Genomic DNA, 13330 nt, shown 5'->3' with positions numbered 1-13330 from the left:
GGCAAACAGACCCAGCATCATCGTCGGGCCATCCGGGAAGCGGGCTGTTCGCGACCGGAGCCGCGGGGTCGGATGCGCGGGCGGTCAGGTCTGCTGCGGGGGGAGCACGATGTCGAATCGCACGCGGGACCAGCTCTTCCCGGACAGGTCGCGCCCGTCGGGGGTCGGGGTGCCCGCCGGCTGCCGTTCGAACCGCTTGACCAGCGAATCCTTGACGCCGAACACGGCGTCGGAGTCCAGCAGGCTGTCGCCCTCGACGAAGATGTGGGTGACGAGGGTGCGCAGGCCGGGTGCGATGGCCATGAAGTGCAGATGGGAGGCGCGCAGGGGTGAGCGTGCGGTCTTGTCGAGCAGGGTTCCGACGGGGCCGTCGTGGGGGATGGGGTACGGCGTGGGAGTGAGCCCCCAGAAGGCGTAGCCGCCCTTGTCGTCGGTGTACAGATGCGCCCGGCCTGCCAGGTGACCGTCGTCGTACTGCACGTCGTAGAGGCCGTCCTCGTCGGCTTCCCAGACCTCCAGGCGTGCGCCGGGGACGGGGTTGCCGTCGGTGTCGGTGACGGTGCCCTCGACCCAGCAGGGTTCGCCCGGGGCGCCGGCGGCCATGTCGCCGCCCAGGGGGATCTCGGGAGAGCCTTCGACGAAGAAGGGGCCGACGACGGTGGCTTCGGTGGCATCGGCGGTGGCTTCGTGGTTGATGTTGATGGTCTGCATGGACGCGCCGAGGACGTCGGAGAGCAGGACGAACTCCTGGCGGCGGTCGGTGGTGATGTGTCCGGTCGCGGTGAGGAAGTCGATGGCCTGCTGCCATTCGGCTTCGGTCAGGCGAACTTCACGGATGAAGGCATGCAGGTGCCGCGCCAGGGCCTGCATCAACTGCTTGAGGCGAGGGTCCGGTGAGTTCCGGAACGATGCGAGCACCGTCCGGAGCAACTCCTCCTCGACCTGGTGCTGTTCGTCCGACACTGCGGGAGCGGTGGTGGTCATACTCGGCTTCTTCCAGTCTTCGGCAGGGGTGTTCACGCGGCGGAGACCTCCTCGGCGTCGTGGCCGTAGATCCAGCCGTTGCTCACCAGGGGGTCGGACCCGGCCAGCGCCGCGTCACGAGCTTGTTGCTCGGGCCCGTCGGGCAGATGGTTGATGTCTCTACGGGCGCGACTGATCTGCTGAAGGCGCGTGGTGCGTTCGATGCGTGCCGACTCGTACTGCTTCAGCGCCTGCTCGGGGTCGTCCAGGGAACCGGCCAGGCAGCGCGCCAGTACGGCGGCGTCCTCGATGGACTGTGCGGCACCCTGGGCGAAGAAGGGGAACATGGGGTGCGCGGCGTCACCGAGCAGCGTGATCCTGTCCCGGCTCCAGTGCCGAAGAGGCGCCCGGTCCAGCAGTGCCCAGCGTCCGGGGACGCTGCCGGCTGCGATCAGATCCGTCACCCGCGGATCCCAGTCGGCGAACTCGGCGTGGAACTCCTCGATCGTGGCCGTCGCGCTCCACGACTCGTCGGTGAAATCGCCGGCGGGAGCGAAGGCCACGACGTTGACGGCGCTCCCGTCGCCGATCGGGTAGTGCACGAAGTGCCGTCCGGGCCCGAGCCAGAGGGTCTGGGCAGGGCGAAGGGCGAAGTCGGGCGCGGCGTGGGCGGGCACGATGGTGCGGAAGGCGCAGATGCCGGAGTACTCCGGCGGTTCGGGTTCGGCCACCGCGCCGCGGACGACGGAGTGCACGCCGTCGGCGCCGATGACGACGTCGGCCTCGACCTGGCTGCCGTCGGCGAAGCGCAGCAGCGCGCCGTCCGGGCTCGCGTCGACCGCCGTGCACCGGGCGCCCAGACGAATCCACTCGCCGGGCACGGCCGTCCTGAGGGTGTCGAACAGATCGGCTCGGTGAACGACGTAGGTGCGCTCGCCGTAGAGCCGCTCGCACACACCGCTCAGCTTCTCCACCGACAACACGCTGCCGTCCGTCCAGCGACGGAACTCCCAGCCCCAGTCGAGCGGAACGGCCCGGCGCAGAAACTGTTCCATGACGTCGAGCCGACGCAGCAGCCGTGCGGCATTGGGAGCCACGACCAGCCCGGCGCCGACCTCGGCGAGTGCGGGCGCCTGCTCGTAGACGGTGGCGGTCAGCCCGGCGCGGCGCAGGAAGGCGCCGGCGGCGAGACCACCGATGCCACCCCCGATGATGGCGATGCGCGGGCCGTGCACAAGGGCGGGCATGGACCCACTCCTCTGTCTCGAAGGAAACATCCTGGTCAGACCTCGATCCTCACCGATGTCCCGCACAGCCGAGAACGTCTATGTTCGTTCAATGGACACCTTCTTTCGGCAGCCGCCACGATGAGCTGAGTTCCGGCCCGGCCATTCCCGGCTCACCCTCGCCGACCCGACCCGACCCGGGAGACCGGGCTGCCTCATGCCACGGTGTGCCGGCCGGCGCTGGAGCTCGTCGAGGCCCGTTGAGAGAGCGAGGCGTGACCTCAGCGTCAGGCATCTACGGTCCCTGCCGCTTCGTCTGTACTGAGGCTGTCACTCATGGGCCTTGGGTGTCGGGGCTGCGGATGAGTAGTGGCTTGTTCGTCCAATGAACATGCCCATTGGGCGTGACGGGGGCCACACCCTACGTTGTCGCTGCTCGATGGGTTGGCCACCAGGCCGCGCGTCCTGAATCAGGTCCGGTCGAAGAGTCACGCGGAGGCGGTCCGCGAAGGCTCCTGGGGCGTTCGGCAGCGGTGTTGCCGGACGACCGAGACAGAAGCACCCACAGCTGGGTCCGGCGGCGAACGCCGGTCCGATGGCAGCGCTTTGTGCGCGAGGAGTCGTCCATGGTCCAGATCGATTCACCCAGTGCGTCAAAGGGAGAGGGCGGCAGATACACCCTGAGCCCAGGCACTCTCGCGGCGGTGGTTCTCGCCGTGTGCCTTGCGCAGATAGCCCTGTCCGTCCCCTCGCTCATCAACGGGCTGATCCAGCAGGATCTCGCGCCGTCCTCGGCCCAACTGACGTGGATCACCGAGGCCTTCATGCTTCCCGTGGCCGCGTTGGGACTGGGCTTCGGCGTGTTCGGTGACCTGTTCGGCCGCAAGCGCCTGCTCATCGGGGGCGCCGCGCTCATAGTCGTGGGCTCGGCTCTCGCGGTCCTGGTGCCGGCTGAGGGATCCTCGACCGACACTCGGGTGACGTTGCTGATCCTTGCCCAGGTCCTCAACGGCATCGGGGCCGCGGCCATCTTCCCGACGAGCCTCGCCATGGTGGCGGCAGGCACGCACACCACCGCCACTCGCGCCCGTGGTGTGGCGATCTGGGCCACCGCGCTCTCGGTCGGCGGCTTCCTCGGACCGTTGCTGGCGGGCGTCGCCGCCAAGATCGAACTCGGCTGGGCCGGGAACGCGAACTGGCGCTGGGCCTTCGTCGGCGTCCTTGTCATCGCCGCGGTGAGCGTGGTTCTGTCGCTGGCCCGCGCCCAGAACTCCGCCTCGCCGGAGGGCCGATCCATCGACTGGCCGGGTCAGATCACTGCCGCGCTGGGCCTGTTCGCTCTGATGTACGCCGTGATCCAGGGCCCGGAGAGTGGTTGGGGGAACCCGCAGATCGTCATCGCGTTCATCGTCGCGGCCGTCTTCCTCGTACTGTTCGTCTTCGCCGAGAGCCGTGCGGCCGAGCCGCTGCTTCTCCTGAATGTGTTCAGGAACCGGGCGTTCGCCATGAACACGGTGGTCACCCTGATCGGTATGTTCGCGTTCCTCGTGATCATGTACGGCACCAGTATCCGCCTCACCACGATCCAGGGATTCAGCCCACTGAAGAGCTCCGTCGCCTACCTCTTCTTCGGAGGCATCGGCTTCGTACTGCTGCCCCTCACCTCCAAGCTGCTCGAGCGCTACAACCCCCGGTGGGTTCTCTGCACAGCCCTGACCCTCATCGGCACCAGCGGGCTGTGGTTCGCCGGCGTTCCGACGAGCGATCGGGCCCTGGGCGCCATCGTCGGGCCTCTGATCCTCGCCGGCGTCGGCTCGGCACTCGCCTTCGCCTCCATCAGCGCGGTCGCGGTCAACACGTTGCCCAACCACCTCGCCGGTATGGCGAGCGGTGTCACGAGCACGTTCCGCGACCTCGGGTTCGCCCTCGGCCCCGCGATCGCCGGTGCTGTCGCACTAGGGCGAGCTGCCGACGAGATCGACCGCAAACTGGCCGGTGATCCTGAACTGCAGCACGCCTACGAGGCTTTCCAGGCCTCCGCGGCCAATGCTCCCGCGGAGCAGAGACCGCAGCTGGAGGCGGCGGTACACGCCGTGGAATCCGGCCCGCTCGGCGCCAACTCGGTGCCGGCCGACATCACCCTGCCGGATGGTCAGGTGGTGCCCTTCAACCCACTCAAGGACGTTGCTTTCGACGCCCTCAGCAGCAGTTACTCCCTCGCATACGTGCTCGGTGGTGTGGCTGCTCTCGTGGCGGCGGCACTCACTCTCGTCGGCGCACGCGGTGGTGTGGGCGAGTCTCATCTCGAGGACGACCCGCACACCCTCGAGGGCTGACCGCCTGACGAACGGCCGGCGCCGGGACACGGGTGGCAGGCCGGTCAGGACAACCGGTGCGCCCGCCGCGACTTCTCCCCGGCAACAGCAGTCGCGGCGGGCCACGGCGCACAACACACAACGATCACCAGACACACTCAGACAGGCTCTGACAGGAGACGAACAATGACCACTGCGCACCCAGGGGCGAGCGGTACGAACGACGTCCGCATGCCGGCCACGGTCGCTCAGGCGGAGGCGGCGTGGCTCGTCGCGATCACGAAGGGCGACGAGGAGCAGCGTGAACTCATGCTCCCCGACTGCGTGACCGTTCACGGCCCGGTCGGGAATGTCCATGGACGTGAGCACTTCCTCAGCTACAACGCGTCCATGGGACCGACCGTCGAGGCTGAGACCAGCGAGGTGACGTGTCTGGAGCGAGGGGGACGGGCCATCGTGACGTGCTTTCAGAAGATGCGCATCCGGCGCCTGCCCGACCTGCCGCCGTTCCTGGTGCAGGCCGTGGCCACCCGGGTGTGGTTCTCGACCGACGAGGGATGGCGCCTCGGTCACATGCAGCTCTCCCGGCGGCAACCACCGGCCTGACGTGCCGGTTTCCTCGCCCCACGAAGGGTTAGGAGATGCGAATGGGGATGCCCGGCCTCCAGCCGAGACTCCTCGACAATCCCAGTCCGCTCGTGACCAGTGAGGGGACGGCCGCTTGCAGTTTGATCGAGCCCGCAGCCACCACAACAGACAGAGCCGCGACGACTTTGCCGCGGCCATCAAGGATGCGCGTCGCGACCGACTCGGCCCCTTCGCTCATCTCTTCCTTGACGACCACCGTTCCGGTCGAGCGGCAGGACGCCAGTTCGCGACGGAGCTCGGTGGGGTCCACGATCGTCTTGGGAGTGAAGCGCTGCAGCCTTCCCGCCAGCACCTCATCGATGAAGGCGGGACTGCTGTGGCTCAGAAGGACCTTGCCGACACCTGAGCAATGCAAGGGCAGGAGGCCGCCGACCTGCGATGTCAGACCGACGGCGTTGACCGCCGACAACCGCTCGATGATCACGGCCTGGTCGCCCTGGAGAACGGCCAGCTGCACATGCTGGTGAAGAGCCGTGTACAGGTCTTCCACAAACGGCTGCGCGGCGCTGCGCAGCGTCTCGGCGCGCGGTGCGAGGGTTCCGAGGCGCCACAGAGGCAGGCCGATCGCGAACCGATTGTCGCTGGTGCGCTCCAGAGCACCGGCCTCCAGAAGGTCGAGCGTGAGGCGCCTGGCGGTGGCTTGCGGCATGCCGGTACGCCGGACCAGGTCGGCGAGGCTCAGCTCGGTGTGGTTGGGGTCGAAGGAGAACAGCAGATCCCACAGCCGAGAGCTGACTGAGCGTCCTGGCTCGTGCGCGCGAGGCATGGCTCTCCTCCATCGTTGGCGGCCTCGGTCACCCTACCTTTCCTGTTCGTTGGATGAACGTCGATGTTCTAACAATGCGCGCTTTGCTGACGCCCTGCACGCAGCCAGTCACCCACCCACCCACCTGGCGTACTTGCAGGCGGCACATGTGCGTCCCGGCCGGACATGGCTGGGAGCACGGTAAGTATCTGCAACGGGGTCCCGTACTTTCCATGCCGAACAAGGCGTTGACCATCCAACGAACACGGCCATTGTCGTCACCCGGGCCACACCCGAGACTCCGGTACGGACGGCCTGAGATACGGCCCTGTCACCAGCGACTTTTGTTGGAACCCTGAGTACGTCCAGAAGGGCGGATCACCGAATGGCACCCGCAACCGGTAGTGGGCTCGTCGTGCGAACACTGGAGCGAGCCGGAGTCAACGTCGCCTTCGGCCTGAACGGAGCACACGTCGACGGCATCTTCCAGGACGCCCTGGATGCCAAGCTCCGCATCGTCGACGTGCGCCACGAGATGAACGCCGGCCACGCGGCCGAGGGCTATGCGCGGGTCACCGGGGACCTGGGTGTCGCTGTCGTCACGGCCGGCGGCGGCTTCACCAACGTCCTGACCTCCATCGCCAACGCCCATCTGGACTGGACCCCCGTCCTCTACATCGCAGGCTCCGGTCCTCTTGAGACGGACCAGATCAACGACCAGCAGGCCGGATTCGACCAGATCGCCATGGCCGCCCCTGTGACCAAGTTCGCGCACCGCGTCACCCGTGCCGAGCTGATCCCCCGCCTGGTCGCCCAGGCGATCCGCATCGCACAGTCCGAGCCCAAGGGCCCGGTGCTCCTCGACATTCCCTGGGACGTCCTGCGCCAGTCGGTCGACGTCGACGAGGTCGAGGACTACCGCCTCGACATCGACGGCACCGGAATCGCCCCCGCCGGTGGCGTCGACCGGATCCTCGACGCGCTCGGCGCCGCCCAGCGGCCGATCGCGCTGGTCGGCAAGTCCTTCGTCACCGCCGAGGCACGGGCACAGTTGCACGAGTTCGCGGCCCGCACCGGAGTGCCCCTCTTCTCCGACTGGGAGGGCCTCGGGGCGATCGTCGGCTCGAAGCAGCACGTCGGTCTCGTCCAGACCCTGGCCACCGTCCCCGAGGACGAGCGGCCCGACCTGGTCCTTCTGCTCGGGCTGCGCTTCGGACTGGCCACCCAGTTCGGCACGGGCCGACTGCTCCCGACGAGTTCGCGGATCTTCCAGATCGACCCCGACGGCCGTGAACTCGGCCGTCTGCAGGATGTCGAACTCGGCATCCAGGCCGACCCGGTCGGCACGGTCGGCGTGCTTAACGAGCGCCTGGGCGACAGCCTCGTCCCCTCCGGGCGCGACGACTGGCTGGAGACCCTGCGGGACGTCTCGGCCACCCGGCGGTCCGCACTCGCCGCCGAGACCGAGGAGCACGAGGACGCCGCGATCCACCCGTACCTCGCGGTCCGTACGATCGCCGAGAGCGTCCCCGACAACGCCACTGTGGTAGTCGACGGCGCTCTGACCGAGCTGTGGCTCTCCGAGACGATCGCGCTGGCGCCGTTGGCCCACTACCTGGGGCACGGCTACCTCAGCTCGATGGGGAGCAACTTCGGCGTGGCCCTGGGAGCGCAGTGCGCGGCCCCCGACAAGGCGACGATCCTCGTCACCGGCGACGGCGCCGTCGGCTACAGCCTCGCCGAGTTCGACGCCCTCGTCCGGGCGGGACTGCCGGTCATTGTGATCGTCCTCAACAACCAGGCCTGGGGCGCCACTCTGCACACCCAGCAGTTTCTCTTCGGACAGGACCGCGTCACCAACAACCGCCTGGAGAACGGCTCTTACAGCGGCGTGGCACGAGCGCTCGGCGCGGACGGCGTCGACGTCACAGAACTCGACCAGCTCCGCCCGGCGATCGAGGCCGCCCTCGCGGCCCGCCGACCGACCTGCATCGACGTACGCGTGAGCCTTGCGCCCATTCCTCCGGAGGAGCGCGTCCTGAACGGCGGAGCTCCGTTCGGCGGCATCGAGATCGACGCATGAGCCGCCGCTCCCGACCGACCGACCGAGTACGAAGGAGAACCATGGACGACACGACTGATGCGGGAAGCCGAGACCTGGCCGTCGAGGACCGGCGTCAGCGTTTCCTCGGGAAGACCTGCCTCGTCACCGGCGGCAGCAGAGGACTGGGCCTGGCAGCCGCACAGGCGTTCGCGCGCGAGGGTGCACGCGTGGTCATCATCGCGCGAGACCCTGACCAGCTGAAGACCGCGAGCGATCTGATCGGCGACGGCACGATCGCCGTCCGGGCCGACCTCTCCTCGGTGACCGGCATCAAGGCCGCGGTCACGGAGGTCGCCGCACGAGTCGACCACCTCGATGCCGCCTTCCTCAATGCCGGGCAGGCGGGCATCAAACGCCTCGACGACATGGACGAAGCAACCTGGGACATGGTGTTCGACACCAACGTCAAGGGCTCGTTCTTCCTCATGCAGGGTCTCAGGCCCTTGCTCGCACCCGGCGGGGCCGTCGTCTTCTGCGGCTCGGCAGCCGGCCGAAGGGCCAGTGCGGGAATCGCCGCGTACGGAACCAGCAAGGCCGCACTCGAGCACCTGACACGCATCCTCGCCGCCGAAGTCATCGGCGAGGGAATCCGGGTCAACATCGTCATTCCGGGCGGCATGAACACCGACATCGCCACACGCACGACGGGCCTTCCGCCCGGCGGAGCCGACGCTTTCCGAGAGCGGGTCAGGCTCAGCACTCCCATGCTCCGAGAAGGAGAACCGGACGAGCTCGCCGACGCCGTGCTCTTCCTGGCCTCGTCCGAAGCCGGCTACATCACAGGTGCGGCTCTCCCGGTGGACGGCGGCGCCACCGGGTTCACCCGCCCGCCGACATAGAGGCGACGGCCGCCGTCGATCACCACCTGCGCCACAGGACCCGAGCGAGGACAACCACCATGGAGTTTCCCTTCGGCCAGCCGACCGACGCCATCATCCAGGTCGCGTACGCGGTCCCCGACCTCACTGCCGGGATGCGCTGGTGGACCGACGAACTCGGCGTCGGGCCCTGGTTCGTGAACGGGAGGATCGGCGGCGAGGGCTCCACCTACCGTGGTGAGCCGGGGAAGGCCGAGTTCACCCTCGCGCTCGCGTTCTCGGGGCACATGATGGTCGAGCTAGTCCAGACCCTCGACGACGAGCCCTCCATCTACAAGGACGCCTACGAACGCCATGGCTACGGCTTCCATCACGTCGCCAAGGCCGTGCCGAACGTCAGGGAAGAGGTCGAACGTCGTGAGGCGAGCGGAGCGTCGGTGCATTTCCACGATCGTGCCCCAGGGGGTGAGGTCTTCTTCCTGGACACCGGTGAAGATGCCCCGGGAATGATCGAGCTCGTCCAGGACAACGAGATCACGCGAGGGGTCTTCACCTCCGTCTGGCGGGCATCAGTCGACTGGGATGGGGCGCGACCTCTGCGCGACTTCGCGGAGTTGCTGCCGGACTGAGCTCAGCGCGTCGAGCTCGGCGTCCTACTGCCGCCGAATCCCTCCTGCCGTGCGGCGACAACCACCCTTGTTCCGCCGGTTACGTCACCGCTGACAGCGGCCTGCCTGAGCCTTCGCGGACAAGGAGGTGGCCGGACTCGCAGCCATCGCGACGGTGCGCGCCGCCGCGCGGCAGGACCCGCGGCTGCAGGAACTCATGATCTCCCTGGTCAAGGAGGCGGCTCGAGCCGCTGCTCGACTGTCTGCTGCTCCGGCGACACCTCGCGGTGGATCGTGCCGCGGTCGACGGCCTGGGCCGAGCCGAGGTTGACGTAGGTAGCCATGACGGGCTTCGTTCAGTCGATCGGGTCGCCGGCCCACGCCGCCTCCAGCAGCGCGGTCAGGTTCTCGTCCGTGAGGGGGGTGGGGTTGTTGGCCGGGACCGCCTTCATGATCGGCCCCACCGCCTTGGCGATACCGTCCTCGGGCATGCCGTAGTCGCGCAGCGCCTTCGGCGCGTCCAGGACCTGGCGCAGGGCGGCGAGGCCGGCGCCCGCCGCCTGGGTGTCGAAGACCGCGCCGAGGGCCTCGGCGATGCGCGCCTCCGCCTCCGGGGCGTGTGGGGCGTTGAAGGCCAGCACGTAGGGAAGCACGACCGCGTGGGTCTGTGCGTGCGGGAGGTTGAACATGCCGCCGAGAACGTGGCAGATCTTGTGATGCATGCCTGAACCCGCCGAGGCGAACGCGACGGCGGCGAGGTAGGCGCCGTACAGCGTCTGTTCGATGCCCTCGACGCTCGTCGAGTCGTCGGCCACCGCGGGCAGGCCGGTCGCCAGTGCGCGGATGCCCTCCTGGGCCAGCGCCCGGTCGAGCGGGTCGGCGCGTGGCCCCCACATCGAGTCCACGCAGTGCGCCATCGCGTTCAGGCCGCTGGCCACGGTCATCGCGCCGGGCAGCGTGGTCAGCAGACCGGCGTCGTACACGACCGACGCGGGCAGTACCCCGTTGTCCACACCGGTGGTCTTGGTGTCGCCTTCGGTCAGGCCCCAGACGTTGGTCGCCTCGGAGCCGGCGTACGTGGTGGGTACCGCGACGATCGGCAGCCCGGTGGTCATCGCCACCGCCTTGGCCAGACCGGTGGTCGAGCCGCCGCCGACACTGACCAGGATGTCCGCGTCGGCGGCGGCCGCCGCCTGACGAGCTCGTCGCGCGACCTCGACCGGTACGTGCATCACGACCTCGTCGTGACGCAGTACGACCGGGATCTCCTTGGCGATCGGGTCGGCCAGTTCCTTCTCGCGGTCCGATGCGATGAGCATGACCCGGGAACCGCCGAGTGCCTCGACCTCCGCCGCCACGGCGGCGGGTGACTCCCCGGCCGCGAACACCACCCGCTGGGGAAGGGTCTCGTGGGTGAACCTCATCGTTTGTTCCTCGGGTAGGTCTTCGGCTGGGTCGACCGCGTGCGGGTGACGGCCCGCATCAGGCCCCGGCCAGCCATTGTGTGCCTTCGGAGTGGAGCTGCTCCACTGCGGTGCCGGTGAGACCGGGAAGCCCGTTCTTCACCGTGAAGCCCGCCTTGGTCTGAAGGTAGGCCAAGTGCCGATATCCGGTCGGAAACCGATGCAGGAGCTCGGGGTCCAACGTCAGTGAGGCAGCGGGGTCGACGACGTCGAGCCGGTCCTTCTCGTAGATCGGCTGTCGGCGCACGACGGTCCAGCGGCCCTCGTCGCGGGAAAGGAAGTCGTAGAAGCGGCCGGTGCAGACGACGTCGACCTCGACGGTGTCGATGCTCGCACGCTGGTTGATGGTCATCTTCGTCTGGGCGATGGCTCGGTCGCCGACGATGTCCGCGGTGTGGCCACCCAGGAAGTGCAGGATGCTGACCCCGTTCTCGAAGCCTTCACGACTGGCCTTGATGAAGTCGGTGGCGCTTCCCTGGAACCAGGTGGCGGTCATCCAGCCGTCGCGCGGATGCCAGACCGTGGCGAATCGGCTCCAGTCCCCAGCATCGCGCCACAGTGCCCAGTTCTCGATGAGCTGCCGGATCTCGTGGCGGTCGGTGTCGGCCTGCGGCATTGTTGACTCCTTGGAGGGGCGGAGATCCCTGATACAGGGGCCTCGTCAGCCAGACTTGAGGAGTTCCTCCAGCTCTCGGTCGAGCCGCTGGGAGGCCTCTGTCTCTCGGGCGTCCACCAGCCATGCCGCGCCCACCGCCGGGCTGAACGCCGCGGCAAGGCACCACAGCAATGGGAGCAAGGGCCGGGGACGCGGCGCACGCGGTGTCACGGGCGCCGTACGACGTCGTCGCATCGTCAGATCGGGTAGTGCCGGGAGCCGGACTGGATGGTGATCCAGCGCAACTCGGTGAACTCCTCCAGCGCGGCGCGGGAGCCGAACCGGCCCCAGCCGCTGGCGCCGACACCGCCGAACGGCATCTGCGGTTCGTCGTGCACGGTGGCGCTGTTGATGTGGCAGATGCCGGACTTGATCCGGCGAGCCACGTCGAGGGCCGCTGCCGCGTCCTTGCCGAAGACCGCGGCGGAGAGTCCGTACTCGGTGTCGTTGGCGACCGCGACGGCTTCGTCGGTCGAATCCACCTCGATGATCGAGACCACCGGTCCGAAGGTCTCCTCGGTGTAGATACGCATGTCCGAAGTGACCCCGCGCAGCACGGTGGGCTGCACGAACAAGCCGTCGGCCGTACCACCGGTCAGGACCTGCGCGCCCTTGGCGCGGGCGTCCTCGATCAACGCGACCACGTGGTCCCGGGCGACGGCGTGGACCAGCGGACCGATCTGTGAGGCGGGGTCGCTCGGGGGTCCGACGACCAGCTTGGCGGCACGCTCGGCGAGGCGGGAGGAGAGCTCGTCGGCGACAGTTGTGTCCACGATGACGCGCTCGGTCGACATGCAGATCTCGCCCTGGTTCATGAAGGCACCGAAGCTGGCAGCCGCAGCGGCCTCTTCCAGATCCGCGTCAGCAAGCACCAAGAACGGCGCTTTGCCACCGAGTTCGAGGACCACACGGGTCAGGTGGCGACCGCCGAGTTCGCCGATGATACGGCCGACCCTGCTGGATCCGGTGAAGTTCACGCGCGTCACGGCGGGGTGGGCGATCAGCGCCTCGACGACGCTCGGACCGTCCTCGGGCGCGTTGCTGATGAGGTTGACCGCTCCGGCGGGCACACCGGCATCGAGCAGCACCTGGACGATGGCGGCCTGGGTGAGCGGCGTCTGCTCGGAGGACTTCAGCACCACGGTGTTGCCCCACACCAGCGGCCACACGATGGCGCGTACGCCGAGGATCAGCGGTGCGTTCCACGGTGCGATGCCGACGACGACGCCGACCGGCTGACGCACGCCGAGAGCGGTGAGGCCGGGCACGTCCGATGGGATGACCTCGCCGACCGCCGAGTAGGCCTGGGCCGCCGCCTCGACGAGCATGCCCTTCGCGACGTGCACGTTGAAGCCGCACCAGGGGAGAGTGGCGCCCATCTCGCGACTCATCGTGGCGACGATCTCGTCGGTGCGCTCGCCGAGCAGGACGGCCGCACGCTCCAGAACCGACCGCCGCGCGGCCGGCGGAAGGCCTGACCATTCCGGAAAGGCGGCCGCCGCCGCGTCCACCGCGAGGTTGACGTCCTCGACGGAGGCTGCCGCGACCCGTGCGATCGGTTCACCGGTCAGGGCCTCGGTCGTCTCGTAGTAGCGGCCGTCCCTGGCCGCGACGTGCTCGCCCGCGATGACGAGGTCGCTGGTCCGGACCGCGCCGGACGTGGGTGCCTCGGTCTCAGTGGCTGACATGTGTTGCCTCATCTCCACAACAGCGGCGATCGCCGCACGAACCCTGCCTGACGAACTCTCCGCCCACGGAGGCATGCCCTGAACCCTCATGTCCGTT

Annotated in this window: 11 protein-coding genes; 5 read left to right on the top strand and 6 right to left on the bottom strand. The window is 68.5% G+C overall.

Annotated elements, in window-relative coordinates:
- Positions 1-84: 84 nt before the first annotated feature.
- Positions 85-984 carry a dioxygenase family protein gene (locus G5C60_RS20450; protein ID WP_165261352.1) on the bottom strand — a complete coding sequence of 300 codons (900 nt, stop codon included), beginning with the start codon at positions 982-984 and terminating at the stop codon, positions 85-87.
- A 32-nt stretch (positions 985-1016) separates the two neighbouring features.
- Positions 1017-2210 carry an FAD-dependent monooxygenase gene (locus G5C60_RS20445; protein WP_165261350.1) on the bottom strand — a complete coding sequence of 398 codons (1194 nt, stop codon included), beginning with the start codon at positions 2208-2210 and terminating at the stop codon, positions 1017-1019.
- 605 nt (positions 2211-2815) lie between these two features.
- On the opposite strand from G5C60_RS20445, the gene G5C60_RS20440 reads away from it, so the two are divergent.
- Complete coding sequence (locus G5C60_RS20440) at positions 2816-4525, top strand: MFS transporter (protein WP_206439769.1); 1710 nt, start codon at positions 2816-2818, stop codon at positions 4523-4525.
- A 165-nt stretch (positions 4526-4690) separates the two neighbouring features.
- Complete coding sequence (locus G5C60_RS20435; RefSeq protein ID WP_165261348.1) at positions 4691-5110, top strand: nuclear transport factor 2 family protein; 420 nt, start codon at positions 4691-4693, stop codon at positions 5108-5110.
- Positions 5111-5138: 28 nt separating this feature from the next.
- Here the strand turns inward: G5C60_RS20435 and G5C60_RS20430 are convergent, their stop codons facing one another.
- Entirely contained in the window at positions 5139-5918 is a 780-nt protein-coding gene (locus tag G5C60_RS20430; RefSeq protein ID WP_165261346.1) for an IclR family transcriptional regulator, read from the bottom strand.
- Between the two features lie 364 nt (positions 5919-6282).
- On the opposite strand from G5C60_RS20430, the gene G5C60_RS20425 reads away from it, so the two are divergent.
- Genes G5C60_RS20425 through G5C60_RS20415 form a run of 3 tightly spaced genes read left to right on the top strand, consistent with a single transcriptional unit; the run spans position 6283 to position 9448 of the window.
- A complete protein-coding gene (locus tag G5C60_RS20425; RefSeq protein ID WP_165261344.1) occupies positions 6283-7980 on the top strand; it encodes a thiamine pyrophosphate-binding protein in 1698 nt (565 codons plus the stop codon).
- Between the two features lie 41 nt (positions 7981-8021).
- A complete protein-coding gene (locus G5C60_RS20420; protein ID WP_165261342.1) occupies positions 8022-8840 on the top strand; it encodes an SDR family NAD(P)-dependent oxidoreductase in 819 nt (272 codons plus the stop codon).
- 59 nt (positions 8841-8899) lie between these two features.
- Positions 8900-9448, top strand: coding sequence for a VOC family protein (locus G5C60_RS20415; protein WP_165261340.1), 549 nt, complete (start codon positions 8900-8902; stop codon positions 9446-9448).
- A gap of 335 nt (positions 9449-9783) precedes the next feature.
- On the opposite strand, the gene G5C60_RS20405 is transcribed toward G5C60_RS20415, so the two are convergent.
- The 3 genes from G5C60_RS20405 to G5C60_RS20395 form a co-directional block, all read right to left on the bottom strand.
- Entirely contained in the window at positions 9784-10851 is a 1068-nt protein-coding gene (locus tag G5C60_RS20405; protein WP_165261338.1) for a maleylacetate reductase, read from the bottom strand.
- 58 nt (positions 10852-10909) lie between these two features.
- The gene (locus tag G5C60_RS20400) at positions 10910-11506 is read right to left on the bottom strand and encodes a nuclear transport factor 2 family protein (protein WP_165261336.1); all 597 of its coding nucleotides are present in this window, start codon (positions 11504-11506) and stop codon (positions 10910-10912) included.
- 236 nt (positions 11507-11742) lie between these two features.
- Positions 11743-13233, bottom strand: a complete 1491-nt coding sequence (locus tag G5C60_RS20395; protein ID WP_165261334.1) for an aldehyde dehydrogenase — start codon at positions 13231-13233, stop codon at positions 11743-11745.
- Between the last annotated feature and the right edge of the window lie 97 nt (positions 13234-13330).

The sequence above is a fragment of the Streptomyces scabichelini genome (genome assembly GCF_011045015.1).
GTDB lineage: Bacteria > Actinomycetota > Actinomycetes > Streptomycetales > Streptomycetaceae > Streptomyces > Streptomyces scabichelini.
This window is presented reverse-complemented; position numbering and strand designations above follow the sequence as displayed.

Coding starts and splice junctions, on each gene's coding strand:
- G5C60_RS20450 (WP_165261352.1), bottom strand. CDS start 984: ATGACCACCACCGCTCCCGCAGTGTCGGACGAACAGCACCAGGTCGAG.
- G5C60_RS20445 (WP_165261350.1), bottom strand. CDS start 2,210: ATGCCCGCCCTTGTGCACGGCCCGCGCATCGCCATCATCGGGGGTGGC.
- G5C60_RS20440 (WP_206439769.1), top strand. CDS start 2,816: ATGGTCCAGATCGATTCACCCAGTGCGTCAAAGGGAGAGGGCGGCAGA.
- G5C60_RS20435 (WP_165261348.1), top strand. CDS start 4,691: ATGACCACTGCGCACCCAGGGGCGAGCGGTACGAACGACGTCCGCATG.
- G5C60_RS20430 (WP_165261346.1), bottom strand. CDS start 5,918: ATGCCTCGCGCGCACGAGCCAGGACGCTCAGTCAGCTCTCGGCTGTGG.
- G5C60_RS20425 (WP_165261344.1), top strand. CDS start 6,283: ATGGCACCCGCAACCGGTAGTGGGCTCGTCGTGCGAACACTGGAGCGA.
- G5C60_RS20420 (WP_165261342.1), top strand. CDS start 8,022: ATGGACGACACGACTGATGCGGGAAGCCGAGACCTGGCCGTCGAGGAC.
- G5C60_RS20415 (WP_165261340.1), top strand. CDS start 8,900: ATGGAGTTTCCCTTCGGCCAGCCGACCGACGCCATCATCCAGGTCGCG.
- G5C60_RS20405 (WP_165261338.1), bottom strand. CDS start 10,851: ATGAGGTTCACCCACGAGACCCTTCCCCAGCGGGTGGTGTTCGCGGCC.
- G5C60_RS20400 (WP_165261336.1), bottom strand. CDS start 11,506: ATGCCGCAGGCCGACACCGACCGCCACGAGATCCGGCAGCTCATCGAG.
- G5C60_RS20395 (WP_165261334.1), bottom strand. CDS start 13,233: ATGTCAGCCACTGAGACCGAGGCACCCACGTCCGGCGCGGTCCGGACC.